The sequence below is a fragment of the Streptomyces cupreus genome, from assembly GCF_014257025.1.
Classification (GTDB): domain Bacteria; phylum Actinomycetota; class Actinomycetes; order Streptomycetales; family Streptomycetaceae; genus Streptomyces; species Streptomyces cupreus.
In genome coordinates, this window is record NZ_JACMSF010000084.1 from 1 (window position 1) to 25,899 (window position 25,899).

Consider the following 25,899-nt stretch of genomic DNA (forward strand, 5'->3'; position numbering starts at 1 on the left):
ATGTTGTCCCGGCAGATCAGCCCCTCCTTGCCGGCCCGGGTGATCTCGATGGTCTTGACCGAGATGTCCATCACCTCGGCCTTGTGCAGCACCGGCAGCACGACCTGTCCGGTGAAGGTCACATCGACCTTCCGCATCTTGGACACGATCAGCGCCTTGCCCTGCTCCACCTTGCGGAACAACCGGGCGACGACGAGTACGACGAGCAGGCAGGCGGCGACGAGCACGCCGACGCCCAGAATCATGGCAGTCATGGGTACGTCCTTGAGGCGTAAGGGAGTTGAGGAGCAAGGGGGGCCGAAGGTGAGATCCGCCGGCGTCTGCGGCTCAGGCCGCCTGATGCCCCGAAGGGAGCGTGGTGTCGTGCGAGACGCCCCAGCGGGGATCGTTGCCTTCGGTTTCGAGCGGCCCGGGTTCGTCCGGGAACAGGCTGCGCAGCCGCCGTACGATCAGACAGGTCGTGGGCCAGGCCACGAACAGTGCCCCCACCGGAATGGCCAAGCGCAGAAGCCCGGTGGCCGACCCCGCCGGCGCGACCGTGGTCAGAGCGATCGTGGCCCCGAGGCTCAAGGCCCAGCCGATCACCGTCAGCAGCGAGAATGCGACCGCGACCGGAACTCCGCCCATGCCCCACGCGTCGAGATCCGCGTCGGAGTCGAAGCTGTCGGGCTCGGCGGCGCCTACAGCGACGAGCAGCCAGAAGCACGCGACCACGACGAGGGCGGCTGTGAACAGATGGGCGGGGAAGCCGGTCGTCGCTTCGAGGAACGCCCGCATGCTCAACTCACCCCCGATACCCGTTGCCCGAGACTGCGGGCCGCTGAAGGAGCGTCGGCTCTGGTGCGGGTACACCTGCCGGTGCCCGGCACCGGAACCGTCCGTAGTGCTCCCCGCGGCCCATCCTGCACGCGCACGGGGGAGCTGCGCATTGCCGGATCCCGGCAGTGTTCAACAGGTTCTGCATGCCGGTGCCTGTTAAAGATGTGTCATCGTCCGCGTCAAGACAGGACGAACTGGTCCTACGTCCGGCGTCTGTTGCTGCGTGCACAGAGGTGCGGCCCCTACGCCGTAGGGGTACTCGGGTTTGGTGGGTCGGCCCGCGCTCGGCTTCCTTGCGGGCAGGGACACCCGCGGGCGGGCACACTGGAAGCAGGGCCGTCGGTGCTCTCGACCAAGGGGGTGTGGGCCGATGGCGAGGACACCTGGTACCACGCTGCGGTGGTGGCGATGGCGACACAACGTCCTCAAGCGCCGCATTGATGTTGTCGAAGCCTGGCTCGTGCTCGTCATGTGGCTGTGCGCCGCGAGTGGGGGCGTCCTGGCGGGTTTGGTAGCGGGGACCGCGTCCGCGGAGTCGCTGGAGCGGCAGCGGATCGAGCGGCAGGAGGTGCCCGCCGTCCTCCTGCAGGACGCCGAGCCCCGCGCGAAGGGGCGAATGGGTAGTCCGCCCGTATGGGCCACCGTGCGCTGGACCGGGGCCGACGGTTCGCGCCATACCGGTCAGACGCGGGTCAAGCCCGGCACCGAGGCCGGGACGCGGATCACGGTCTGGGTGGATACGCCCGGTCGACTCACGACACGGCCGCTTTCGATCTCGGCCGGGCCACTTCAGGCGACCGCGACGGGCGCCCTCGCCGCGACCTTCGCGGTCTCGGTCGTCCTGGGTGGCGGCCAGGCCGTTCACTGGCTTCTGGACAGGCGGCGCCTGCGGCAGTGGGACGAAGAATGGAAACGGGCCGACACCCGGTGGGGCGGAACGACTGTTTGACTACCGCTTTCGTGGACCGTTCGGAGCCCGATCGGATCCGGGAGACGACCACGCCTCTCCCGGATACCTCCGGGCCTGCCCAATCCATAGCAGTTGGGACAAAGGGTCGGCACGCCGCAGCAGCGGCTGGACCACGTCACACACGGGATACCCCCCCGTGGCTGGGCGCACACAAGCCGTGGCGGACCGCTCAGGCAACGGTCTGCTCCTGGCGGCGCTCAGGCCGTGACTTCGCGAGCACGCCGCGAGGTGTGAGGCGTCGGGCTCGTGATGACGGGCAGTCATCCCACACACCTCCATGTCGAACGGGCCGGATGTGGTCCCCCTGGGGCACACGGCCCCCACGGAGAAGACAGCTGATCGCGCCCAGGGGTTGTGCGGTGGTGCAGCGCTCTCACCAGCCGAGGGTCTGCCACTCTTGTCCATCGTGCGTTAGGAATATGCCAAGAGTGCGTCAAAAGCAGAGGAGGACGGGTGACCGGGCGCGAGGTACCGGACGAGTATCTGGAGGGGTATGCCCGGATACTGGCCGAAGCGAGCCGGACAGGCCGCCGACTCACCCGGGACGAACTGGAGTCTCTTCGGTTCAGGGGAGAACGCGCCGCCGAGGCCGGCCTCGGGCTACGAGCCCTCGTCCGCCGCTATCTGACCGCGACACGCGAGAGCTGGCCCACCCTCTCCTCCACGGAGGCCGACCGCGTGCTCGCCGTCGTCGAGCAGGCGATCGACGCGTTCGCCGAAGGCCACGAGCGGGCGCAGCGGCTCGCCGTGCGGCAGGAGGAAGCCGTGCGCCGGGAGTTCATCGACGACCTCCTCTACGGCCGCAGCGACCTGGGCCGCCTCGCCGAACGTGCCGAACGCTTCGGGCTGCTTCTCTCCCGCGCGCACGCGGTCGCCGTAGCCCAAGGCAGGCAGCCGGTGGAGGACACACATCCGGCGACCCGTCAGGTGGAGAGCGCCCTCATCAGCAGGTTCGGCGAACGGCGCATTCTGCTCACCACCAAGGACGGACGGCTGATCTGCGTCGCCCCCGGAGAACAGGACGACGTGCTGGCGTTCTTCGCCAAGCAGGCGCACGCGGCCACCGACGGGGGACAGGTCGCCATCGGACGTGCCCACCCCGGTGCCGGCGGAGTCGTCCACTCCTACGAAGAAGCCCTGAACGCCCTCGATCTGGCCGATCGGCTGCACCTCCACGAGCCGGTGCTCCATACGGCCGATCTCCTCGTCTACCCCGTCCTGACCCGTGACCGACAGGCCATGGCCGACCTCGTGCGCAATACCCTGGGCCCGCTGCAAAGCGCCCGAGGCGGAGCACAGCTGTTCGTCGACACACTGACCGCGTACTTCGACTCCGGCTGCATCGCGGCCGAAGCGGCCCGACGGCTGAACCTGAGCGTGCGCGCCTTCACCTACCGCTTGGAGCGCATCCACAAGCTCACCGGCGCCGACCCCGCGGATACCGTCCACCGCTACACCTTGCAGACGTCGGTGATCGGTGCCCGGCTTCTGGGATGGCCGAACGACGAGGTTTGACCGCACCATGGCCGAGCTGCCGCCGATCGCCGGCACGGCGACGCCGCCCGGCTCGGGCGGCCGTTCACGGCCCTCTGATGAGGGTCAGTTACGGGTGGCCATTTCCCGCCACTTATCCGCATGCATCAGAGGGGTCACCACGATGGCCCGAAAACGTGCAGGTTCGCGGAAGGTGATGACCAACTCACCTGGTTTGTCACTGTCGTGAACGCTGTCTATTTGGGATTTCGAGATGCGCCAGCCCTCGGTCTCGACAGTGAGTTCCCAATTCGCCTTGAACCGGAAGACGTCATCCCAGCACTCCACAACGCCCGGAATGCCCGTCCGATCCCGGGATGTCTCATACGCGGTCGCATCGGCGACCAGAGCCCTCCCGGAGTTGACCTCGTCGGCGAGCAAGTCGATCTGGGCGTTGGCCCTGCGATAGCGCCACCACCTGCGGATTCCCACCCTAACTGTCCATCCCTTGGGTACTGGATTGCCGCAGCAGTGTGCCTGCTGCGGCGATCATGGCAACAACATGAGGGTCTGCGGGCACGAGGCGCGCTCCGGCCACTGTGCTGGGCTGTGCGCCCGCTTCGCTGCGGTACCGGACATCGCAGTGGTGAACGCCCGCGGCGCCTGCTGGCGGGTTTCCTTTCCCGCAGATGACGGCGGCTTACACGGACATCGAGCGGCGCCGGGCACTGTTCCGCAGGGGGCCGTACGGGTTTCTCGCCCTCGGCATGATGCTGTCGACGGCCACCACCGAACTGATGCCGAGCACGTCTCAAGGGAACGCGAGCCGCGATGCTGGTGCTCGCCGCGCTCCTGCTTCAGATCTGTTGCGCCCGGGACACAGCCGGGACCCTCGTGGCGCAAGGGTCCCGGCGATTGTTGTGACCTCCTGCTGCGAGGTTTCGTGGGTTACGGGGTGAGTACCTGGCCGAGGTGGGCGCCCGTCGGGGTGCCCAGAGTGCCCCTGGTGTAGTAGGCGTAGCCGCTGGTGCTCACGCCGGAGCTGCCGCTGTCCAGCTGGAGGATGATGCCGTTGTAGCTGTCCTCGCCCTCCGCGCCGATGGCGAGGTCGGCGCGGCCCCAGCCGGAGAGGTCCTGGAGGACCACCGAGGAACCGAGCTTGTCGTTGGACTCGGAGACACCGCCGATGCCGCCGGTGTCCTGGTGGAACGCCTGGCCACCTGAGCCGGTCAGGCCGGACGAGCTGCCCTTGAGGAGCAGGGCCACGCCCGCATTGCTCCGGCTGATGCCGCTACGGGTGAGGTCCTCGCCCACCAGACCGGTCAGCACGTCCGCGTAGCCGTCGTCGTTGTGGTCACCGACGGAGAGGGAGGCGCCCATGGCGTCACCCGACTCGGCCGCGCCCGGGACTCCGCTGGTGTCCTGGTGGATGACGCGCATGCCGGTGGTGGTGAACCCGGTCGACGTGCCCGGAACCATGGTGACCTGACCGCCCCTGTAGGGACTGGACCAGGAGTAGGGCTGGCCGATGACGATGTCGTCGAAGCCGTTGCCGTTGACGTCCCCGGCGGCGATGGACCGGCCGCCCTTGACGGACAGGACGCTCACCTTGACCAGGCCGGACTCGGTGCCCTTGAACCAGGCGACGCGGCCGATGCCGCCGGTGTCCCGGTAGTTGAGGGCGACGTCTGCGTAACCGTCCCGGTTGAAGTCGCCGGTCGCGGAGTCCAGGTAGGAGACCGAACCGGTGGCACTGGTGATCCTGCCGGTCTGGCGGGTCGACGTGCCGGAGAGCCGGACATCCCAGTTGCCTCCGTTGCCGGTGCCGGCCGAGAACACGTCCGCCTTGCCGTCAGCGTCGAAGTCGCCGACGACGACGGTGGACCCGAGCTTGGCGCCGGTCTGGGTGATCCCCGAACTAGAGGTATACCAGAAGCCCTTGGTGAGGGAGGGGCCGTACATCACCGTGACCGCACCACGGTCGGAGTGGCCGCTGGTGTCGTCCTCGCCGGGCGCGCCGATCGCGAGGTCGGCGTAGCCGTCGCCGTTGATGTCGCCCCAGGAGGCCGAGGTGCCGAAGAGGTCACCGGATTCGGAGGTGCCGGGAACGCCTGTGGTGGTCTGGGTGAGCGTGCGCCGCAGGTCTCCGACGGGGCCATCCGTGCCACCTGGCACCACCACGACCCGGTTCCCCCGCGGCACACCGGCGACCAGGTCGTTCACGCCGTCGCGGTTGAAGTCGGCGGTCGGGATGGCGGAGTTGGCGCCGGCGCTCGCGGCGAAGCGGCGGATCTCGCCGAGCTTGGTGTACATGGCGGTGCCGGGGCACTCGGTGGCATAGCCGTCGCGGTGGCCGGAGATGGTGTTGAGGGTGGCTTCCTCGCCCTCGTCCCATACCCCGGTGTTGCCCCCGGCGGTCAGCGTGACCTTGCCGGTCGGGCTGACGCCGTACTGGCCCAGCTTCCAGGCGGCGACGCGGGCCACCGACTCCAGCGTGGCCCGGGTCGGTCGGCCCGGCGGGATGCCCTTGGCGGGGTCGCCCTGGAAGTCGCCGAGGACGGCGATGCCTGCGGAGTAGCTGTTGAAGCCGTAGGTGTGCGCGCCCTGTACGGGCAGATCGGCACCGCCCGCGCGGCCCTCGAAGATCTGGCCGCACTTGTCGACCAGAAAGTTGTAGCCGAGATCGTTCCAGCCGTTGACGTCGATGTGGTACGCCATGATGCCGCGCACCAAGGACGCCGACTGGGCGCAGCTGTAGCTGTTGGAACCGACGGTGTGGTGCACGAACACCGCCTGCACCTTGTCGATGTACGACGGCGGATCGTCCACCGTCGACTCATCCGCGCCCCACTGCGCCCGGCTGGTGATCGGCGGCCAGGTGACGGTGGACGGCAGGGCGGTCGGCACGGTCTCGCTCGGCGACGGAGAGGCGGAGGCCGACGCGGAGGCGGAGTCCGTGGCGCTCGCCGGCGCGGTCTCGGCCGATGCCGTGGCCGGGGCCGGCCCAGTGGGCGAGGTGGACGCGATGTCGGTGCCGCTCGGCTCAGACGCGGACGTCGCGGACGGCGTGGTGACCGGATCGGTCTCAGCGGCGAACGCGGCCGGCTCGATCTCGGTGTCGATGGACATCGTCTCGGCGGAGGTCACCACACCCGGGTCGACCAGATTGACCTCAAGTCCCTTCGGCAGCCCCGCGCTCACGGCGCCGTCCTCGCTCACGACCTGCACCTCGACACCGTCGGACGGGCCGACCCACAGCGGTGCGGACGCCCCGCGCATCCCCGGCTCGACGCCTTCCGGCGGGTCCTCGTCGACCTCCAGCGGCTGCCACGGACTCCACTGTCCCGACTCCAGACCGCGGGTACGCACCTGCGCGATGCCGTCGATCTTCTTCGTGGGCCCGGCCCAGGAGACGCCCAGGATCGAGAACTGCTCGGTGCTGGTGCGGGGCAGCTCCCGCTCCCGGCCGCCGGTGCCCTTCAACGCGAGGTCGTAGACCTTCACCGGCCGCTTGGACCGGCCCGTCGCTCCGGGGTCCTCCGACTGGCCGGCCAGGGCGTACGTCGCCGCACCTCCGCCGCCCAGCACCACCGCACCCAGCGTGAGCCAGGCCCTGCGCTTCAGACTCAGTGGTCTGTACGCCCGTGACGCACGACCATGACGACGATTCAAGACATCCCCCCAAGAAAGGACCCCGGAAGGCCCGGGCAACAGCCGGACAATGGATCAGGCTTCGAATCACACGGGGCACATCCGTCCCACGGAGGGCCCATCACACCCAGCGTCTTGCACTGTGCAAATGTCACGGCGCGGTCGGGTGCAGTGATGAGGATCACTTCACGGGCGGGCATGAATGCCGCGGCGGGTGCGATGCGTCCACCGACTCGCCGACCGGCACCTCGTCGTCTGAGCGGAATGAGCCGAGTCGGCCGATGAGCTGGGAGCCGCGCACGATGGCGTACGGCTGTCCGTCGGGGTCGACTACCAGCAGCGCGGGCAGCTTGTACCCGGTCAGCAGCCGGGCCGCCTCCGTGGCGTCGTCATCGGTGCACACGGAGGCGTAGGGCTCGGCGAGTTCACGCGCCGACGTGGTCGTTCTCCTTGGCGGTACGGGTTGCTGGGGTGCCGTCGTTCACGCCGACGAGGTCCTCGACGTGGAACAGGCGGGCTATCGGCACGTCAGTGGAGCTGTGCGCGATGATCGAGAAGGCGATGCACACGGCGATCAGCGTGAACGCGTCCTGGCCCTGCGGGATCCCGGCCTGGAGCACCAGCAGCCCGTAGACCACGGACGCGAAGCCCTTCGGGCCGAACCAGGCCGCGACCAGTTTCTCCTGCCGGGTGAACCGGGTGCCGATGAGGGACAGCAGCAGCGAGGCGGGGCGGATCAGCACGATGGCGAGGACCACAGCGACGTACCCTCCGAAGGACAGGTCACCGAACAGCGGCGGTGTCAGCAGCGCGCCGAATACCAGCAGTGCCGCGAATTTGGCCAGCTCCGCCAGCGCTTCCCCGAGCGGCTCGAACGCTTCCTTCGCCTCCAGCGAGCGCGCGGTGAGCACCGCGCCCGCGGAGAACGCGGCGAGGTAGGGGTTGGCGTGGGTGAGATGGCACAGCGCGTAAAGGATCACGCCGATCGCCAGCGGCAGCAGCGGCTGGAGCTTGGGCTCGGCGCCCAGCAACCGGAACCGTACGAGCTCGATCACAACAAAGGGGAGAACGACGCCGAAGACAAGGCCGAGAACCAGTTCCAGCGCGATCTTCCCGAGGTCGGACTCGGCGTGCCCGGCGGTCGGGCCGGCCGCGGCGATCAGGATGAGTACCACCGGCAGGGCGAGCCCGTCATTGATGCCGCTTTCCACGTTCAGCAACTGCCGTAGTTTCGCCGGGACTTCCTTGCGGCCGACGATCGCTGAGGCGAACACCGGGTCGGTGGGCGCCAGTACGGCGCCGACGAGGAAGGACGTCGTCCAGTCCAGGCCCACCAGGAAGTGCGTGATGAGCGCCATGCCGACGAACGCGAGCGGCATGCCAAGACCGAGCGCGCGGGCCGGGTTTCTCCAGTTCTCGCGCAGCTTGGGGAAGGAGACGTGCATGCCGTCGGTGAACAGCACCGCGAACAGGGCCAGATCGGCCGTCACGGACACCATCTCGCTGTCGGGCGTGATGTGGATCAGCCCGAGGAAGCCGTCACTGACGAGAGCGCCACCGACGAGGAACAGAAAGGACGTGGACAGGACGGTGCGGGCGGCAAGACCCGACAGCAGCACCGCGACGAGCAGCGCCACCCCGAAAACCACGACGAGCACCATGACCCGGACCCCCGATCGGCAAAGACACTTCTGTCAAAGACCGCCGACCAGACTTCCCGGCACACCGCAGGGAACCCTACACGTTCTTTACACAGCACTGACAGATCCTTGATGCGCAGCCTGGAGGCGCGCATACTGCCGGATCCCAGCAACTACCGCCCAGCACTGGACCGGTGGCTTACGGGATGTCCAGGTCCTCCCCTCGGCGGATGTCGAGCAGTTGAGCCAGGCCCAGTTGGGGTGAGTGTGTGTGGCTGTGCCTCGCGTGCGTCACCACTACACGGGTGGCGTGCGGACGAGCCGCGAGCAGCGCCGCGAAGAAAGCCGCACCGTCGTCGCTGCCAAGGTGGCTCACCTGGCTCAGGTCGACTTCCAGGAGATCGAGGTGGGCGTGCAACACCTCACGCAGGCGGCTTGCGGCGTGCTCGGCGTTTCGGGCGGTGATTGCGCCGGAAAGTCGGACGACGATACGGCTGGTACGGAGTCGGTCTCCTTGTCCGGGCGGCGTCGCACCATGCGCAGGAGGCGGGAGAGGGGATCTGGCATCGGACTCCTTGCACAGGGCAGAACGGCTTGCTGATGATTGCGGCTGACGGGCGAAACGGTTCCGCTCACGGCAGGCGTTGCCCGACGGCCGTGTCGAGCCGTACGAGCGGGATGGCACGTCCCGCCTCGCGGTAGGACGTCTCGTCGTCGATGGGAAAGCCCATGAACGCACACAGGCGGCGGGCCGTTCGCGGGTGCCGTCGGGCGTAGTCGGCCATGATCTCGGCGCCTTCCCCGGGCGTGAGGAAGTGGGCCGTGACGGCGTACGGTCGGTTGCCGATCTGGACGAGTGTCTTCGGCTGCTCGCGCAGGTTCCGGTACCAGTCGGCCTGCGGCCCGAAGCCGGAGGCGACGGTCCAGCTCGCACCGACCGGGTCGTAGGACACCACTTCCAGGACCACCATGCGGTCGAGGCCGCTCACACGACCGGTGTGGTGCAGCAGAAGCAGCCGTTTGCCGAAGAGGGGCCCAAGCCCTGAACGGAAGAGCAGGATCGGCAGCCGCGCGGCCAGGCGCCGCCAGCCGGTGGGGAGTTGGGGACTGCGGGCTGCGGTGTCTCTCTGCGTCATGGTTGCCTTCCGCGAGTCGGGAACTGTCGGCCGTCGGCCTCGATTGGGTAAAGGACCGGGGCTGAGAGCAGCCTCGCGCACGCCACCTTTGCATAGTCTAAAGGTCGGGGGAGGGGCGCCTGCGGGGACGAGGGGCGGCTCTCGAACGCCGTGACACCGCTGGAGTAGGCCATGACCGACGAGAAACCGCCATCGGACTGGACCGTGCTGTCCTCCATGCCGATCGCGGTGATGACGGTGGTCGCGGTGGTGGACGTCGCGGCCGGACCGGGAGTCGGGTTCCTGCCGCTGGTGTCGCTCGGGCCGGCCTTCTCCGGGCTAGTCGGGGGGTGGCGTCGAACGGCGGTGATCGGGCTCGTGGCGCTGGTGCTGTGCGTGAGTCTCGGGCTGTACGACGGGCTGTTCGAGGAACGCAGGGGATATACCGCGATGGCCTCGGTGGCGGGCGTGACGGGCGTCGGCATCGCGGCGGCCGTGATGCGCTCGCGCCGGGAGGGGGAACTGGCCAGCGTGCGGTCGATCGCGGAGGTGGCCCAGCAGGTGCTGCTGCGGCCGGTGCCGCTGACCGCGGGGCCGTTGCAGGCGGCGGTGTCGTACACCTCGGCAGTTGCGGAGGCGCGCATCGGCGGTGATCTGTATGAGGTGGTGGCCTCGCCTCACGGCGTCCGGGTGATCGTGGGTGATGTGCAGGGCAAGGGGCTGGCCGCGGTGGAAACGGCGGCCGTCGTTCTCGGCGCGTTCCGGGAGGCGGCGCACGACGAGCCGGACCTGGTGGGGCTCGGCGAACGCCTGGAGCGGAGCGTGGCCCGGGAACTGGAGGGCGAGAAGTTCGTCACCGCGATCCTCGCCGAGATCGGCGCGGGCCACGAGGCTGTCTTCCTCAACTACGGGCATCCGGCCCCGATGGTCGTACACCGAGGCGGCACCGTCCACTTCCCGAAGCCGCCCGCTTACGCCCTACCGCTCGGCCTGGGCGCACACGGCAGCGACGGTCCGAAGCCCTACCAGGTGGACTTCGGACCGGGCGAGCAGCTCTTGCTGTACACCGACGGCGTCACCGAGGCCCGCGACGAGGACGGCCGTTTCTACCCCCTCGGCGAGCGCGCACACCTACTGAAGGATCCTGACGCACGCCGCGCCCTGGAGGCCCTGCGCGCGGACCTGGCCCAGCATGCGGGCGGGCCGCCCCACGACGACGCCGCGATGCTCCTGCTCCGCTATCACGGTCATGGGAACGGAAAATCTGTTCCCATCACGTGAGTGAGCAGGGACTTCGGCACGGTACAAAGGACACATGCCGGAGCGCGAGACCCCCACGGGGGCGATGGACGATGTTGACGCGGTGACCCGTGCGGTGCTGACCGCCTCGCGGCTGCTGGTGGCGGTCTCCGCCCGATCCCTCGCCGAAGTCGAGGAGCGGCTGACGCTCCCGCAGTTCCGGATGCTCGTGGTGCTCTCCACCCGCGGGGCCACCAAGCTGGTCGCCCTCGCCGACCTGCTCCAGGTCGCACCGTCCACAGCGATGCGGATGGTCGACCGACTCATCGCCGCCGGACTCGCCGACCGGCAGGCCAACCCCGACAACCGCCGCGAGACCCTGCTGCAGCTCACCGACGAGGGCCGGCGCACGGTCGCGGACGTCACGTCCCGGCGGCGCACCGAGATCGCCGCGATCGTCGAACGACTCACCCCAACCCAGCGACTGGCCCTCATCGAGGCACTGACCGCCTTCAACGAGGCCGGAGGAGAGCCCCCGGCTCCCGCACTCGACGACGCCGAGCCCCACCCGCTGGGCTGGGCGATCGACGTCCCGGTGGCCCGCGACGCCTGACCGTGATTCGGGCCGCTCTTCACCGCTCACGGCGTATTTTGCATAATGCAAGACGATCGCGGAGGTGTGGCTGGTTGCCTGATCCCGGCAGTGCACACTGCGTGTGAGCGTCCGGGGGCGGGCAGTGCACACCGCCCGCCCGTGACACCAGGATGTCCCCCAAGGACGCCGGGGAGGGAGACACGCATGCACCGCCGACGCCGCCCCCCGCCTATGCCGGAGCGGTACCTGATGGCGCATCTGCGGAGCACGGTATGGGGGCCGGCCGAGTTCGTGGGCCTGCCGCCGTGGTGGCTGACCGCGGAGGGGATCCTGGCCGGATGCCTGGGAGCGGGTGCCATCGTCGGCAGCGCGGTCGCCGGCGCCTGGTATGGAGTTCCCGGGCTGGGGAACGGCGAGGGCGGCCTCGTATGTGCCGCCGCGCTCGTCGTCTACCTCTGCGTGGTACGGGCCGGACGGGCGCTGGTCGGCATCGCCGCCGTGCTCGCGGGCTGCCTCGCGCTGCAGGCGCCCCAGGCGGCCGTGGGTGTGGTGCTGGCGGAGCGGGGTCGGGTGGAGTCCGCGGTGGTGACCTCGGTCGAGGGCGGACCGGGCGCCGTCTCCAGTACGGGCCGCTACCTCTGTTCGGTGACCGACCGCGACGGCGTACCGCTCAAGGTCCGCATCTGGCGAGGATGTGGGCAGACCACCCGGCCCGGCGACACGCTCGCCGTCGTGTACGACCCGCAAGGCCACGTGTCGCCGCGCGGCGTGGAGGCCGGAGGGTCACGGCCGGAGCCGCTGCGGGACCTGGGCGGCTTGGCCGCCGCGCTCGTCGTGGCGTGTGTGGTCGCGGTCGTACGCTCCTATCGGCTCTCCCACACCGCCTCCCGCCCCGCAGAGCGGGACGAGCCCGTCGACTCACCACCCTCTCGCTGATCACCGCACGGTCGTGCTGGGCGACGGCGTCGGGGAACTGGTATTGACGTCCAGGTCCGGGCGTGGGGTAAGGATGACCAGCGGCGAGCCGGGCTGGGGCGCGGGAGGGGTGAGTTGGTCCTTGGGCAGCTTGGGCGGTGTGGTCTGCTGGAAGTTGACCTGGTCGTAGTTGACCAGGCCGGTGTTCTCCAGGACTGTGATGTGGTCGAGCACGGTGTCGTTGGCCAGGTCGGCGAGCTGGCGGACCAGGGTGTTCTGGGTGCTGGCGCGGATCTTGGCGATCACGGGGAAGATCTGGCCGTGGGTGACCCGCATGATCGTGACCGCGGTGGAGTCGAACTCCTTGCCGCTCTTGGAGTCCACGGTGGCCACGAACTGCTGCTGCTGTGGGCTGGCCTGGTTGGGCAGGGTGATGTTCAGTTCAGGGGCGATCTTGCGGCACAGGGCGTCGAGCCCGGCATGCCCGACGATCAGGTGCTCGCCGGCCTCCTTCATCTCCTTCGTGGTGCCCCGCTCCATCGCCATCTCGCCCAGGGGGTACTCCCACAGCCCGGCCGAGCGGACCTTGACCACGAAGTCGCGGTCCGCCTCGGTGATCGGTCCGAAGCGGGTGTTGGCGATGATGCGGGACGTGTCCGTCGCCGTGTTCTCGATGCCCAGCATGGCGGGGTAGGCGAGCGCAGAAAGGGTGAGGACGAGCGCGCCGCCCACGAAGACGGTGCTGATCGTATTGCGGGAGAGGGGCATGGGTCCTCCTGGCGGAAGCGGGCTGTGCCAGAAGGTACGGGCGCGTCGGCCCGATCAATCATTGCACTGGGTAAATTTTGCACAGTCGTCTCATAGAGGACGTGGACCCAGACGGCGGGGGACGGCACGCCTTGCTCATTGACGGCGATGGCCATGTACCAGCCGGGTGGGACGAGCGAGGCGTCGTCGGGCACACGGCCGGTGAGCTTGCCCTCGGCGCGCCGGGTGATGTCGAGGGCGACGGACCTCTGGTCGAAGTCCGTGACGTGCGTCGCGGATCCGGGTCGGATGAGCCGTACGCGGCTGATGGCTGCCGGGTCGGTGGTGCGCAGGACGACCTCGCCGCCGTGCTCGACGTCGGTTCTGCGGCCGGAGGCAAGGCCGGGGCGGTCGCAGTGGTGGAGGTAGGGCGGGGAGAAGAGCTCGACCCGCTGTTCGAAGTGACCGGGTCGGGTGCTGGCCTTGTCGGCGAAGAGCCGGTCGGATCCGAAGACGGCGACGCGGCCGTCGGGCAGGAGCAGGGCCTCGGTGTGGTAGTTGCGGCCGACCGTCGGAGCGGCGGCAGGTGCGAGGCGTTCTGGGCGGGGTGGCAGATCTGGCCCTTGAGGATGTCGCTGGCGCCCTTGCCGCGGTAGTCGTGGCTGCCGCCGGTGGTGAAGGCGGTGTCGGCCGGGAGGATTACGGCGTTGAGGTAGCGGGTGTTCTCCGGCAGGCGCGGCCCGGTGGTGAACGCAGGGCGTGCGGTGTCGAGGTCGACGATCGCCGTACGGGAGGTGGCGGCGCGCGACTCGCCGACCCCTCCGCGGCCGAGCACCATCACCTTCTTGTCCTGCGCGGGCGGCAGCCGTGCAGATGCGGAGGTCTCCAGGATGTCCGCATCCGTGAGGCCGCCGATGGGGGTGAAGGTGTTGGTCTTCAGGTCCCACAGACCGGGTTTCGGCCCTTGTCGGCGGGCCCGTACCCGGCGTTGGAGCCTGGGTAGAAGACCTGGCGCTTGCCGGTCAGGAAGAAGGACGGGTAGGTCGGGAAGTAGCGGGTCGGGCGGGCGACCAGGTTTTGGTCCACGGGTCGTGGAGCTCGTTCTTGCCGGGCACGACCTGCCCGATGTCGTCCAGCCCGGAGGCCGCCGGGACGCGGCCGTCGGACAGCATGGTGAGCGTCGGGGTGTCGGCGTCCTTGCCCTTCAGGACGGCGATGGCGTATTGCTCGGTGGTGTTGATGATGCCCAGCGGACCCTCGTCGACCGCCTCGACGAAGGCGCGGGCCTCGCTCGCGGTGACCTTGACGTTGCCGTTCTGGAGGGTGGGTGTCTTCTTCGCGGCCGGCACGTGGACACTGAACTGGGAGCGGTACTCCACGCCGGAGGGGGAACGGAAGACGGTGCCCTTGGGGAAGGTGTGGGCGTGGTCCGGGTCCTCGTTCTTCACGAGCATGGCGCCGCCCGCGCGCTTCACGTCGCCCTTGAGTACCTCGTAGCGGGCGGTGCCGCCTGCGACGAGGATCTTGCCGTCGGGGAGTTGGGCGTGGCCGCCGCAGAACAGGTCCGCCGGGGTGTCGATCTTCTCGAAGGTGTCGGTGGCGGGGTCCCAGAGGGTGCTCTTGAAAGCGCCGCCCTCGAACAGCTTGACGTTGTTGCCGGAGCCGGCGATCAGCAGCACCTTGCCGGTGTGCAGGAGGATGGCGTGGATGGAGTTGAGCAGGTACTTCTCCGGGAGCGTGGCAAGGCCCAGTGGCCCGTACCTTGCCTTGTACTCGGGCTGGTTGATCTCCCAGCGGTGATAGGCGTGCCGGGCGAAAGCCGCCATCGCCGGGGCGTTGAGGACTGCGAGGGTGAGCACGGCTGCCGCACTGAGCCAGGTCTTGCGGCTGTTGAGGCGTGAGAGACGCTGGGGAATCGGGAGCCTCCGCGTCGAGGCGGACTGATGGTCAGGCGGTGGCGGCGCCGGTTGCCGGGGCTGGGCCGACCAGTTCGGACAGGACGTCCTCCATGGTCACGAAGCCCAGGACCGCCCCCGATTCGCCGGTGACGCCGGCCAGGTGGCTGCCGTCGGCGCGTAGTGCGGTGAGGGTGTCGTCCAGCGGGGTGTCGATGCGGACCCGGGTGACCGGGTGCAGGGCGGTCCGGGGAAAGGGCCGGTCGCGGTCGGTGATGCCAAGGGTGTCTTTGATGTGGAGGTAGCCGAGCAGGGTGTCGTTCAGGCCGGTGACCGGGAAGCGGGAGTAGCCCGCTTCGGCCGCCGTGCGCTCCAGTTGGGCCGGGGTGACGTTGTGTGCGACGGTGCGCATCTTGTGGGCCGGGACGAGGATCTCTCCCACCGGGCGGGTGCCGAGCTCCAGTGCGTCGCGCAGGCGTTCGCCGTCGGCCGGTGAGAGCAGGCCGGCCTCGCTGGCGTCGAGGACCATGCGGGCGAGCTGGTCGTCGGTGAAGACGGCCTCGACCTCGTTCTTCGGTTCGACGCGCAGCAAGTTCAGCAGCGCGTTGGCGAAGGAGTTGATGCCGAAGACGACCGGCCGCAGTGCGCGGGTGAGCGCGACCAGCGGCGGTCCCAGGAGCAGGGCGGTCGGGACGGGGGCCGCGAGCGCGATGTTCTTCGGGACCATCTCGCCGATCAGCATGTGCAGGTACGTCGCCACGGTGAGCGCGATGACGAACGCGATCGGGTGGACGAGTCCGTGCGGCACGTGGGCCGCCTCGAAGGCGGGCTCCAGCAGGTGCGCGATGGCTGGTTCGGCGACCGCGCCCAGCACCAGCGAGGAGACGGTGATGCCGAGCTGGGCGGTGGCGAGCAGCGCGGAGATGTGCTCCAGGCCCCACAGGGTCATCCGGGCCCGCTTGTTGCCCTCCTTGGCACGCGGTTCGATCTGCGCACGGCGTACGGAGATCAGGGCGAACTCGCCGCCGACGAAGAAGGCGTTGGTGATCAGGGTCAGAGCGCCGATGAAGATCTGCAGCGCGGTCATCGGGTTTCCTCCCCCGCCTGGACCGGCACCGGAACCGGTTCGGTGATGCGGACACGATCGGCGCGGTGGTGGTCGACGTCGAGGACGCTCAGCCGCCAGCCGTCGTCGAGGTCCAGTGCGTCCCCCTTGACCGGGATGCGGGAGAGGCGGGTGGCGATCAGGCCGGCGACGGTCTCGTACGGGCCGTCCGGCGCCGTCAGTCCTATCTCGGCGAGCTGGTCCAGGCGTACGCCGCCGTCGGCCTCCCACACCGCACGGCCGTCCGCCCCGGCCGGGGCGGGCTGGAGGTCGGGGATCTCGACGGGGTCGTGCTCGTCGCGGACCTCGCCGACGACCTCCTCGACGATGTCCTCCATCGTGGCAACGCCCGCCGTGCCGCCGTATTCGTCGATGACCACGGCCATGGTGCGTGTCTCGCGCAGCCGCTCCAGCAGTCGGTCGGCGGGCAGGCTGTCGGGCACCAGCAGGGGTGCGGTGGCCAGTTCCGTCACGGGGGTGCTCGCCCGCCGTTCGGGCTCCAGGGCGAGGACGTCGCGGATGTGGACGGTGCCGATCACCTCGTCCAGGCTGTCTCGGTAGACCGGGAAGCGGGACAGGCCGGTGGCATGGGTGAGGTTGGCAGCGTCCGCGGCGGTGGCGTGCGCCTCCAGGGCCTTGACGTCGACGCGCGGGGTCATCACGTTCTCGGCGGTCAGCTCGCCCAGGTGGAGGGCGCGTACGAACAGCTCGGCGGAGTCCTCTTCCAGGGCGCCTTCGGCGGCGGAGTGCCGGGCGAGCGCCACGAGTTCCTCGGGGCTGCGGGCGGAGGCCAGTTCCTCGGCGGGCTCCAGGCCGAAGCGGCGTACGAAGCGGTTCGCGGTGTTGTTGAGGTGGTGGATGAACGGGCCGAAGGCGGCCGTGAAGCCGCGCTGGGGACCGGCGATCACCTTGGCGACGGCGAGCGGACGGGCGATCGCCCAGTTCTTCGGCACCAGCTCGCCCACCACCATCAGCACGACGGTGGAGACGGCGACCCCCAGCAGGGTCGCCACGGTCGAGGCGGCCCCGCCCAGGCCGGCCGCCTCCAGGGGGCCCCGCAGCAAGGCGGCCAGCGACGGCTCGGCGAGCATGCCGATCACCAGGGAGGTGACGGTGATGCCGAGCTGGGCGCCGGAGAGCTGAACCGTCAGGCGGCGTACGGCCTTCAGCGCTCCCTCGGCACCGTGCTCGCCCGCCTCGGCGGCCCGCTCCAGGTCACCGCGTTCGACGGTGGTCAGGGAGAACTCGGCCGCGACGAACACCGCGCAGGTCAGCGTGAGCAGGAAGGCCAGCAGGAGCAGCAGGACCTCGGTCACCGTGCCACCCCCGATCCCTCGCAAGCCGCAGGTCGTGGTCGGTGGGGTATGGCACGGCTGGTACTGGGAGGCTCGCCCATGGCGGAACCGTGTCTCCTTCGTCGTCGTGGGTGGTGGACGTTCCCATGTTAAAGGGCGAGCAAAAGGCACTGGTCAAGGTCGGGACAGCCCACGAGAGTGACCGTTTTCGGCCCTTTCCGCGCCGAGTGCCCGCACACCGCTTGCGCGGCGCCCCGCAACCCTATGCTTCTACTCGCTTGTAGAGAACGATCCGGTGTACCCGGTTGTTCCCGCGAGCGCGACAAACCACACGCACATGAAGGAGTGGACGCCGCGATGGTGTTCAAACGGCTTCTCGGTTCGCTCGGTGTGGGCGGACCCACTGCGGACACGGTCCTCGACCCGGGTGCGGCCCGGCCGGGTGGCCCCCTGTCGGGTCAGGTCCGTCTCAGGGGTGGCGACGCCGACTTCGACATCGAGCACATCACTGTGGAGCTGGTGGCGCGTGTCGAGGCCGAGCATGACGGCGGGGAGAGCGAGGGCGTCGCCGTCTTCGAGCGGATCACCGTCGGCGGCGGCTTCCGGCTTGCGGCGGGCGAGCAGCGCAGCGTCCCCTTCGGCGTGACGCTGCCGTGGGAGACGCCGATCACCGAGCTGTACGGGCAGGCGCTGGGCATCGTGCTCGGCGTGCGCACCGAGCTGGCGGTGGCCGGCGCCAAGGACAAGGGTGACCTCGACCAGCTCGTGGTGGCCCCGCTGCCCGTCCAGGAGGCGATCCTGGAGGCTCTCGGTCAGCTCGGCTTCGGCTTCAAGTCGGCCGACCTGGAGTACAGCCGCATCGGCGGCACCGGGCAGCAGTTGCCCTTCTACCAGGAGATCGAGCTGACCCCGGCACCGCAGTACGCGCACCAGGTCAACGAGATCGAGGTGACCTTCCTCGCCGGACCGGCCGGAATGGAGGTCGTTCTGGAAGCGGACAAACGCGGCGGCTTCTTCTCCGAGGGGCACGACGCGCTGACCCGCTTCACGGTCTCCCACGGCGAGGCCGAGCACCTGGACTGGAACACGATCGTCGACGGCTGGATCCGGCAACTGGTCGAGCACCGGGCGTCGTACGGCACGCACGCCTCCTACGGCGGACATGGCTCGTACGGGCATGAGAGCCACCACGGTCACCACGACGACCATCACCACGACGGCCACCGCTCCGGCCCCGGGATGGGTACGGCGATCGCGGCGGGCGCGGCAGGTCTCGCCGTTGGAGTCGTCGGCGGCATGGTCGCGGCCGAAGTCGTCGACGAGGTGGGTGACTTCTTCGAGGGCGACGAGGAGGGCGAGGGCGGCGAGGACTGACGTCCCGAGAGGGTGTCGGAACTTCTCCGCCACCCCATCAGTTTCTACATTGCTGTAGATATCAAGCCCGGACCGTATCCCGACCATATGGAGTTCTCATGGCGTTGTGGGACCGCATCAAGGAGTCCGCGTCGACGATGCAGACGCAGCTGGTGGCGAAGAAGAACGACCTCAAGAGCGGCGCCTTCCGCGACGCGAGCATGGCGATGTGCGCCCTGGTCGCGGCTGCCGACGGCACCATCGACCCGTCCGAGCGCCAGCGTGTGGCCCAGCTCATCGCCACCAACGAGGTGTTGCAGAACTTCGACGCCGACGAGCTGCGCCGCCGCTTCGAGGACAACCTGAACAAGCTGACCACCGACTTCGCCTTCGGCAAGGTCAGCGTCATGCAGGAGATCGCCAAGGCGAAGAAGAAGCCCGCCGAGGCCCGTGCCGTCATCCAGATCGGCATCGTCATCGGCGGCGCGGACGGCGACTTCGACAAGACCGAGCAGGCCGTCGTCCGCGAGGCGTGCTACGCCCTCGACCTGCCGCCGCACGAGTTCGACCTCTGAGTAGCCCAGGACGCCGGGCCGGTGCCCGTACGAGCACCGGCCCGGCGTGCTGCCCCTGGGGTCGTCCCGTAGCATCCGGACGCGGACACGTCGGGGACCGTCGGCAGGGGGAACGGCATGGGCAGCGGTGAATACACGCGGGCGCGGCCCGAGGCTCCGGCCCGAGCGTCGGCCTCGGGGGCGTAACCGGCCTGCGAAGGTCAGCGCCTTCTTCGCGCTCGGCGGCGTCACGGCTCTCGGGAACTTCGCCACGGGCATCGCCTGGATCAACCCGGGCATCTTCATCGGCGGCGCGATGGCGTGCGCCCTGATCGCCATCCCAGCGGGGCACGTCGCACGCTTCCGTGGCCGGCGTCTGGACGGGGAGGGGCGCGGACTCGCGCCAGCCGCGATCCTGACCGGCTGGTTGGTGCTCATCGTGTGCGCCTTGGCGATCCTGGCGTTCGTCGGGCTCGTCGCCGGACTGTCGTTGATCGCGGAGAGCGCCTGACCGGCACGCCACCAGGTCAGAGCGGCGTGGCCGCGTACAGGATGGCCATCATCGTCACCGCGGAGTTGGCGGACGACATCGCCGACATGGCCGCTCCGGCAGCGGCCGTCCACGCCGCCATGCCCACCGCGGTGAACACCGGCGGCCAACTGCGCGTCGCGGGAGCGGGCCCCAGCAACGCCGCTACCCGGCGCGGTACCGGCCCCGGGGCCGCGAAGCCCGCGAGCGTGGGCACTGGCGTGTCCCGGGAGACCAGTGCCGCCTTGCCGATCGCCCTCGCGACGGTCCGGCGGTCGCCGAGGACCCGCGCCGCCTCCTCGTCGGCCCACCGCTCCGTCGTGTACGACACGGCGGTGCGCAGCGGGCGCAGGAAGGGGTTGGCTCGCGCCGCCAACTGTGTAACCAACAGGAACCGGTGATGGCGCTCCGCCAGGTGGGCCCGCTCGTGGGCGAACAGTGCACGGCGCTCGGCGGGCCGCAGACAGTCGAGCAGGCCCGTGGTCACCACGATCCGGTCCCGGGAGCGACCGGGCAGGGCGTACGCGTACGGCATCTCGTCGGGCAGCACCGCGACCTCGGTCTCCGGCAGCGCGGTGAGCGCCCGATGGGCACGACGACGAACCCGCCCGTGCCGCCACAGGGTTCGCGCGCACACCGCGGCCACGGCCAGCAGCGCGGGAATCGCCGCCTTCCCCGCCACCTCGTCGTACGGCACGGCCTCGCGCACTTCGGGGTCCGACCAGCCGTCCGGCAGCGGGTTGCCGGGCAGTTGAGCGGTCCCTACGACCATCAGCAGCCCGAGGCACACCGTGCTGCACGCTGCCATCACGCCGGCCACGGCGGTCAGGAGCCGGGTGGCGACGCGCGGATGCAGATGCTGCTCGGCCAGCCGGGCGACCGGCCAGGCCGTGAGCGGCAGAATCAGCGGCAGAAAGACGAACACCCCCATGAAGCTTCAGTCTTCCCCGTCGTCCTTCGCCCGATCCAGCAGCTCCCGCAGGAGGCGCTCGTCATCGGGTTCGAGGGAGGTGATGAAGCTGGCCAGCACGGCCTCCCGGTCACTCTCACCGTCCAGGAGCTTGCGCATCTTGTGCGCGGCGAGCCCGGCCTGGTCCGACACCGGAGTCCAGACGAAGGAGCGCCCGGCGCGCTCCCGGGTCACCACGCCCTTGGCCAGCAGCCGGGTCAGGATCGTGACCACCGTCGTATAGGCGAGGCCCCCGCCGAGCCGCTCCTGCACCCAGCCCGCGGTCGCCGGGCCGTCCGCCTCGCGTAGAGCGGACAGCACTTGCACCTCCAGCTCGCCCTGCCCCCGCCGCCGGGGACGCCGGTGATCCGTCACGCCCTGTCTCCCTTCCGCTGCGCAGCACTTCACGGACTGTCCATCGTAGGGACACCCGGCGCGACTGTCCGGATCCAGCCCCGGTCGCTTCTACAGTGCTGTAGATTCACCGGAGGTGCCTACACATAGGATCTCAACCAGGGGGAGAACAGTGGGAGTTTCCCTGTCCAAAGGCGGCAACGTCTCGCTCACCAAGGAGGCGCCGGGCCTGACGGCCGTCCTGGTCGGCCTCGGCTGGGACGTTCGGACGACCACGGGAAGCGACTACGACCTCGACGCCTCCGCCCCGCTCCTCGACGCCTCGGGCAAGGTCGCCTCCGACCGGCACTTCGTCTTCTACAACAACCTCACCAGCCCCGACGGCTCGGTCGAGCCCACACCGGCGACAACCTCACCGGTGAGGGCGACGACGAGGCGATCAAGGTGAACCTGGCCGTCGTACCCGCCGAGGTCGACCGGACCGTCTTCCCGGTCTCCATCCATGACGCCGAGGCACGGGGGCACAGTTTCGGCCAGGTCCGCAACGCCTTCATCCGCGTCGCCAACCAGACGGCGGCGCCGAGATCGCGCGATACGACCTGAGCGAGGATGCGTCGACCGAAACGGCCATCGTCTTCGGCGAGTTGTATCGTCACGGGCCGGAGTGGAAATTCCGCGCCGTGGGCCAGGGCTACGCCTCCGGCCTGGCCGGGATCGCCTCCGACTTCGGCGTCAACGTCTGAGCTGCGGTCCCCGTGGTGTCGCCACCAGTGCGATCACCTCGATGACCCCGCCGTCCGCACGATCACCCAATCCGGTGCGGACGGCGGGCTCTGTCTGTCCGAGCAGCCTCTCAGGAACGTGCGGAGGGATCGTCCCGCTCAACAACTGCGCCCGGTACGACCCGCCCCTCACCTGACGACGCGCCGGTTGAGCCTTCCTCCTTCAGCGCCTTGGCCTCGCTCTTGAAAATCCGGGCGGCCTTGCCCGCCGAACGTGTCAGCTCGGGCAGCTTCTTGATGCCCACGACCACGATGACGACGACGAGGATCAGGGCCAGTTCGCTCAAGCCGAACATCAAGCTGCTCTCTTCCGGTGGCGGACGGCAACCGGTACGGCGTACCGGCGACATGCTGCAATCTACAGTGCTGTAGAAGTCTCTCCTGGGGTGTGATCGCCCAACAAGCCCGCCTTCCGGCCTCATCGGCCGATACAGGACCGTCGCAGCGCGCGAAGGAGCAGAGACAGCAGGATGCCGGACCACCACGATCCCGGGGCCGACCGGACGGCTCTCTCCGCCCGCCAAGCCCTGGCCCTCCGCTGCCGCTCCCTCACCGAGGCCCGCTGGTTCGCGCTGACCGTCTTCGCTGTCATCCTGGCCAACGCGGCCCTGCTGGGCGTGGAGACCTACAGCGGACTGGCCGGCGACTGGCATCTCTGGTTACGGCTGGCCGAGTATGTCTGCCAGGCCGCTTTCACCGCGGAGATCCTCGTGCGCCTGGCGGCCCACGCCGCCCGCCCGCGGGAGTTCTTCAAGGACCCGTGGAACCTCTTCGACCTCGCCGTGGTCCTGTGCGCCTTCCTGCCCGTCGTACGCGAGAACACCACCGTCCTACGACTGCGGCGCCTGGCCCGCGTCCTGCGCACCGCCCGTTTCCTGCCTCAACTCCGCGTCGTCCTGGTGGACGTGGGCCGAAGCCTGCCCGGCGCACTCAGCTTCCTGCTCGTCGGCGCCCTGCTGCTGTACGTGTACGCGATGCTCGGCTGGGTCTTCTTCAGCCACCGGGATCCCGGGCACTACGGCTCCCTCGGCCGCGCGGTACTCACCCTCGTCCTCCTGATGACCCTGGACGGCATCGGCGACGCCGTGCACGCGGACACGGAAGTCTCCTGGTGGAGCCTGCTTTACTACGTCTCCTACGTCCTGCTCCCCTCCTTCGTCCTGGTCAACGTCCTCATCGGAGTCGTCATCACACGACCTCGAACACGACCTCACCCGGGGCTTCTCAACACCCGACCGAGGTGGGCTGCCAGTAAGAAAGACCAACAGCACCGAGAGCACCTGACCACCACCCCGCACCGACCGCGGACGGACCCTGGCCGACCAGGCGGTACTGGGCTGCCGCCGCGATGCCCGCCGTCAGGCACAGCAGCGCCCCGGTTGCCCGACGGGGAAGGCACACGGACTCGGAGACCATTGCCTCGGCATGCAGACGGTGCAGGTACTGCCGTTCAGTTCCTGAACGTCTGGATGTTCACTGACTGAACGTGCCCTGCCCTGGAACGGCGTGGCCCCGGCATCGCCAACTCCTCAGGTTGTTGAGTCGCCGACGATCGCGGTGCAGGTGCCGCGCATCAGGTACGGCGGGCCCACGGACGCGCTGTCGACCGTCACTCGGAGACGAGGCAGCCGCCGAAGTCCGTATGACCAGCAAAGTCGGGTCCCGGCTGGCAATGCCGTGACCTGGGCGCACGGGGGGTGCCGGCATCGCACAGAGCGAGCAGGGAGCGGATTTCGGCCTGACTCAGTCCCGTGCCCTGGGCCTCACGGATGAACGCCAGCCGCTTCACCGCATGCTGCGGACAGCTGCCCGCAGGGCGGCAGCAGCCCGGCCTGCTCGTGGAAGCGGAGGGGTTTCGTCGTCACCGCGCTGGCAGCGGCCAGGTCACCGACGGGTGTGGCTCCAGGCTGGAGGGCAGCCATGACCCCTCCGGGACGATACGCATTACGGTGCTGACCGTGTCCGACTGCCCGAACGCCCCGCTCATTCGCGAGCGAATGACCGAGGCCGAGACCCTCGAAGGGCAGGCTGTGCTTGTGGAATGGACCGAGGTGCATGACGCGGAGGAGGCTGTCGGGCAGGGAATGACAGGCTCGCCCACCCTCCACTCTGTTGAACGGCGTCGACCCGTTCGCCCCCGATGGCGCCGCACCCGTCCTGTCGGCTCCATCGCCACGCCGACGGCACGGCCGACGGCTCCCCGGCCGTCGCAGAGCTGCGCCGCGCCCTGACAGCTGACGACCCGTCCGAGACCACAGGAGAGTGAGGCATGACCCGTGCCTCTAGACCGCGGCGTCACGGCTCCGCTCAACCCGTTCGCGCAGCGTCTGCGCGAACTCCTCGGCCCGTACCAGCTGGACGCGTAGCTTGGCCACCTGCTCCGCAGCCCCTTGCTCGTATCCGCGGACGCGCTCCAGCAACGCCTCGCGCTCATCCCGCGTCAACTGTTCTGCATCAAGGCGGTCGGTGGCGTCCAGCAGGTCACGCATCTGATCCAGAGTGAAGCCGAGTGGTTTCATCCGGCGGATCACCATGAGGCGGGCGGCGTCGGCCTCGGTGTAGAGGCGGAAGCCGCCCCGGGAGCGGGCGGAAGGGACGACCAGCCCGGTCTCCTCGTAGTGGCGAATGGTACGCAGGGAGAGCTCGGTTCGTGCGGCGACTTCGCCGATCTGCATGCGCTCGCCGTCCACGCCCGTGATCCTCTGGTTCTTCTCGTCGTCGACGTTCTCGGGCCGGGTGGGCACCGCCCTAACGTTAGGGTAGAGTTCCTGGTGATGACGGCGGTGTGCCGCTGCCCCACCGTTGCCGTGCCGGGGCCGATGGCGCTCCCGGCGAAGATCCGATTCCTGCAGGAGAGAAGCGTGCGCGAGCCCATGACGCCCGGCGCCGCGTCCTGCCCGCCGTGATGCCTCGCCCCTGGGCGTGACCGCGCGCGGTCACGCGGGTCTGCTCCGTCCCTTCCCGGTCTTCTGGCTCCGTGCTCATGGGGCCGTATGCGGACTGCCAGCCCGGCCCCGCGTTCTTTCCGCACGCCCCAGCTTGCGCGTGGAGTGTGCCCGAGCACGACAGGTTCCTGTTCTCTTGTCCTCCGCTGCCACCGTTGTGTCCCCGGCCGCGCGACTGCGCGGCCTGAAGCCCGACTGGCTGTCCGATCCGAAGGTCTGGCGCACCGAGATCCTGGCCGGCCTGGTCGTCTCCCTCGCACTGATCCCTGAGGCGATCTCGTTCTCGATCATCGCCGGTGTCGACCCGGCGATCGGCCTGTTCGCCTCCTTCACCATGGCCGTCACCATCGCCATCGTCGGTGGCCGCAGAGCGATGATCTCCGCGGCCACCGGCGCCGTCGCGCTCGTGATCGCACCCCTGAACCGCGAGCACGGCCTGGGCTACCTTGTGGCGGCTGTGATCCTCGCCGGCGTCTTTCAGGTGATCCTGGGTGCTCTCGGGGTCGCCAAGCTGATGCGGTTCATCCCCCGCTCGGTGATGGTGGGCTTCGTCAACTCCCTCGCCATCCTCATCTTCATGGCTCAGTTCCCGGAGATGACCGACGTGCCCTGGCCCGTCTACCCGCTGATCGCGGCCGGGCTGGTGCTCATGGTGTTCTTCCCGAAGATTACGACCGTGATCCCGGCGCCGCTCGTGGCCATCGTCATCCTCACCGTGATCACGATCGCCGCCGGGATCGCCGTTCCGACCGTCGGCGACAAGGGCGACCTGCCCTCTTCCCTGCCTGTACCGGGCCTGCCGGACGTGCCCTTCACTCTGGACACCCTGACCACGATCGCCCCCTACGCGTTCGCGATGGCGCTGGTCGGCCTGATGGAGTCGCTGATGACCGCCAAGCTGGTTGACGACATCACCGACACCCGCTCCTCGAAGACCCGCGAGTCCGTCGGGCAGGGCGTCGCCAACATCGTCC

25 protein-coding genes and 3 pseudogenes are annotated in these 25,899 nt (G+C 69.3%); 11 read left to right on the forward strand and 17 right to left on the reverse strand.

Features of this window, described 5'->3' with window-relative positions:
* Positions 1-254 (reverse strand): annotated as a pseudogene (locus H4N64_RS40130) (flotillin family protein); the annotation flags it as partial.
* Positions 255-327: 73 nt separating this feature from the next.
* Positions 328-777: a hypothetical protein gene (locus H4N64_RS40135; protein ID WP_186287564.1), complete on the reverse strand. Its 450-nt coding sequence runs from the start codon at positions 775-777 to the stop codon at positions 328-330.
* 412 nt (positions 778-1,189) lie between these two features.
* On the opposite strand from H4N64_RS40135, the gene H4N64_RS40140 reads away from it, so the two are divergent.
* Together H4N64_RS40140 and H4N64_RS40145 are read left to right on the forward strand one after the other, a co-directional pair.
* Positions 1,190-1,768: an Rv1733c family protein gene (locus H4N64_RS40140; RefSeq protein ID WP_186287565.1), complete on the forward strand. Its 579-nt coding sequence runs from the start codon at positions 1,190-1,192 to the stop codon at positions 1,766-1,768.
* Positions 1,769-2,242: 474 nt separating this feature from the next.
* Positions 2,243-3,304, forward strand: coding sequence for a helix-turn-helix domain-containing protein (locus tag H4N64_RS40145; protein ID WP_186287566.1), 1,062 nt, complete (start codon positions 2,243-2,245; stop codon positions 3,302-3,304).
* 84 nt (positions 3,305-3,388) lie between these two features.
* Here H4N64_RS40145 and H4N64_RS40150 read toward each other — a convergent pair whose 3' ends face one another.
* The 6 genes from H4N64_RS40150 to H4N64_RS40175 form a co-directional block, all read right to left on the reverse strand.
* Entirely contained in the window at positions 3,389-3,754 is a 366-nt protein-coding gene (locus H4N64_RS40150) for a hypothetical protein (protein WP_186287567.1), read from the reverse strand.
* Positions 3,755-4,210: 456 nt separating this feature from the next.
* Positions 4,211-6,850 carry an N-acetylmuramoyl-L-alanine amidase gene (locus H4N64_RS40155; protein ID WP_418896335.1) on the reverse strand — a complete coding sequence of 880 codons (2,640 nt, stop codon included), beginning with the start codon at positions 6,848-6,850 and terminating at the stop codon, positions 4,211-4,213.
* 244 nt (positions 6,851-7,094) lie between these two features.
* On the reverse strand, positions 7,095-7,316 hold the full coding sequence (locus tag H4N64_RS40160) for a CBS domain-containing protein (RefSeq protein WP_186287568.1): 222 nt from the start codon (positions 7,314-7,316) through the stop codon (positions 7,095-7,097).
* A 22-nt stretch (positions 7,317-7,338) separates the two neighbouring features.
* Entirely contained in the window at positions 7,339-8,574 is a 1,236-nt protein-coding gene (locus H4N64_RS40165; RefSeq protein ID WP_186287569.1) for a cation:proton antiporter, read from the reverse strand.
* A gap of 178 nt (positions 8,575-8,752) precedes the next feature.
* Positions 8,753-8,974 (reverse strand): hypothetical protein, encoded by a 222-nt coding sequence (locus tag H4N64_RS40170; RefSeq protein ID WP_186287570.1) that lies wholly within the window; start codon positions 8,972-8,974, stop codon positions 8,753-8,755.
* Between the two features lie 211 nt (positions 8,975-9,185).
* Positions 9,186-9,689, reverse strand: coding sequence for a nitroreductase family deazaflavin-dependent oxidoreductase (locus H4N64_RS40175; protein ID WP_186287571.1), 504 nt, complete (start codon positions 9,687-9,689; stop codon positions 9,186-9,188).
* A gap of 171 nt (positions 9,690-9,860) precedes the next feature.
* Here H4N64_RS40175 and H4N64_RS40180 point away from each other — a divergent pair, with 171 nt between their 5' ends.
* From H4N64_RS40180 to H4N64_RS40190, 3 genes are all read left to right on the forward strand, one after another.
* Positions 9,861-10,949 (forward strand): PP2C family protein-serine/threonine phosphatase, encoded by a 1,089-nt coding sequence (locus H4N64_RS40180; RefSeq protein ID WP_186287572.1) that lies wholly within the window; start codon positions 9,861-9,863, stop codon positions 10,947-10,949.
* Between the two features lie 34 nt (positions 10,950-10,983).
* The gene (locus H4N64_RS40185; RefSeq protein WP_186287573.1) at positions 10,984-11,520 is read left to right on the forward strand and encodes a MarR family winged helix-turn-helix transcriptional regulator; all 537 of its coding nucleotides are present in this window, start codon (positions 10,984-10,986) and stop codon (positions 11,518-11,520) included.
* 186 nt (positions 11,521-11,706) lie between these two features.
* Positions 11,707-12,438 carry a hypothetical protein gene (locus tag H4N64_RS40190; RefSeq protein ID WP_260860264.1) on the forward strand — a complete coding sequence of 244 codons (732 nt, stop codon included), beginning with the start codon at positions 11,707-11,709 and terminating at the stop codon, positions 12,436-12,438.
* Here the strand turns inward: H4N64_RS40190 and H4N64_RS40195 are convergent, their stop codons facing one another.
* The 4 genes and pseudogenes from H4N64_RS40195 to H4N64_RS40210 all read right to left on the reverse strand — a co-directional run bounded on the left by H4N64_RS40195 (position 12,439) and on the right by H4N64_RS40210 (position 17,480).
* On the reverse strand, positions 12,439-13,185 hold the full coding sequence (locus H4N64_RS40195) for a DUF4142 domain-containing protein (protein WP_186287574.1): 747 nt from the start codon (positions 13,183-13,185) through the stop codon (positions 12,439-12,441).
* A 98-nt stretch (positions 13,186-13,283) separates the two neighbouring features.
* A pseudogene (locus tag H4N64_RS40200) lies at positions 13,284-14,990 on the reverse strand (galactose oxidase early set domain-containing protein); the annotation flags it as partial.
* A gap of 121 nt (positions 14,991-15,111) precedes the next feature.
* Positions 15,112-16,146 carry a hemolysin family protein gene (locus H4N64_RS40205; protein WP_186287575.1) on the reverse strand — a complete coding sequence of 345 codons (1,035 nt, stop codon included), beginning with the start codon at positions 16,144-16,146 and terminating at the stop codon, positions 15,112-15,114.
* Positions 16,143-17,480, reverse strand: a complete 1,338-nt coding sequence (locus tag H4N64_RS40210) for a CNNM domain-containing protein (protein ID WP_186287576.1) — start codon at positions 17,478-17,480, stop codon at positions 16,143-16,145. The genes H4N64_RS40205 and H4N64_RS40210 overlap by 4 nt, the downstream gene beginning before the upstream one ends.
* A gap of 336 nt (positions 17,481-17,816) precedes the next feature.
* On the opposite strand from H4N64_RS40210, the gene H4N64_RS40215 reads away from it, so the two are divergent.
* From H4N64_RS40215 to H4N64_RS40225, 3 genes are all read left to right on the forward strand, one after another.
* Positions 17,817-18,833, forward strand: coding sequence for a sporulation protein (locus H4N64_RS40215; protein WP_186287577.1), 1,017 nt, complete (start codon positions 17,817-17,819; stop codon positions 18,831-18,833).
* A gap of 98 nt (positions 18,834-18,931) precedes the next feature.
* A complete protein-coding gene (locus H4N64_RS40220) occupies positions 18,932-19,387 on the forward strand; it encodes a tellurite resistance TerB family protein (protein WP_186287578.1) in 456 nt (151 codons plus the stop codon).
* Positions 19,388-19,514: 127 nt separating this feature from the next.
* Positions 19,515-19,877, forward strand: a complete 363-nt coding sequence (locus tag H4N64_RS40225) for a hypothetical protein (protein ID WP_186287579.1) — start codon at positions 19,515-19,517, stop codon at positions 19,875-19,877.
* Between the two features lie 16 nt (positions 19,878-19,893).
* Here H4N64_RS40225 and H4N64_RS40230 read toward each other — a convergent pair whose 3' ends face one another.
* Entirely contained in the window at positions 19,894-20,826 is a 933-nt protein-coding gene (locus tag H4N64_RS40230; RefSeq protein ID WP_186287580.1) for a M56 family metallopeptidase, read from the reverse strand.
* A 6-nt stretch (positions 20,827-20,832) separates the two neighbouring features.
* Positions 20,833-21,219 (reverse strand): BlaI/MecI/CopY family transcriptional regulator, encoded by a 387-nt coding sequence (locus H4N64_RS40235; RefSeq protein WP_186287581.1) that lies wholly within the window; start codon positions 21,217-21,219, stop codon positions 20,833-20,835.
* A gap of 151 nt (positions 21,220-21,370) precedes the next feature.
* Between H4N64_RS40235 and H4N64_RS40240 the strand changes: the two are divergent.
* A pseudogene (locus H4N64_RS40240) lies at positions 21,371-21,941 on the forward strand (TerD family protein).
* A gap of 110 nt (positions 21,942-22,051) precedes the next feature.
* On the opposite strand, the gene H4N64_RS40245 reads toward H4N64_RS40240, so the two are convergent.
* A complete protein-coding gene (locus H4N64_RS40245; RefSeq protein WP_418896334.1) occupies positions 22,052-22,330 on the reverse strand; it encodes a twin-arginine translocase TatA/TatE family subunit in 279 nt (92 codons plus the stop codon).
* Between the two features lie 120 nt (positions 22,331-22,450).
* Here H4N64_RS40245 and H4N64_RS40250 point away from each other — a divergent pair, with 120 nt between their 5' ends.
* Positions 22,451-23,464: an ion transporter gene (locus tag H4N64_RS40250; protein ID WP_260860266.1), complete on the forward strand. Its 1,014-nt coding sequence runs from the start codon at positions 22,451-22,453 to the stop codon at positions 23,462-23,464.
* Positions 23,465-23,589: 125 nt separating this feature from the next.
* Here the strand turns inward: H4N64_RS40250 and H4N64_RS47060 are convergent, their stop codons facing one another.
* Together H4N64_RS47060 and H4N64_RS40260 are read right to left on the reverse strand one after the other, a co-directional pair.
* Positions 23,590-23,769 carry a MerR family DNA-binding protein gene (locus H4N64_RS47060; RefSeq protein WP_222109964.1) on the reverse strand — a complete coding sequence of 60 codons (180 nt, stop codon included), beginning with the start codon at positions 23,767-23,769 and terminating at the stop codon, positions 23,590-23,592.
* Between the two features lie 493 nt (positions 23,770-24,262).
* Complete coding sequence (locus tag H4N64_RS40260; RefSeq protein ID WP_336246940.1) at positions 24,263-24,670, reverse strand: MerR family transcriptional regulator; 408 nt, start codon at positions 24,668-24,670, stop codon at positions 24,263-24,265.
* Between the two features lie 391 nt (positions 24,671-25,061).
* Here H4N64_RS40260 and H4N64_RS40265 point away from each other — a divergent pair.
* On the forward strand, positions 25,062-25,899 hold an 838-nt coding region (locus tag H4N64_RS40265; protein WP_186287582.1), incomplete at its 3' end, for a SulP family inorganic anion transporter.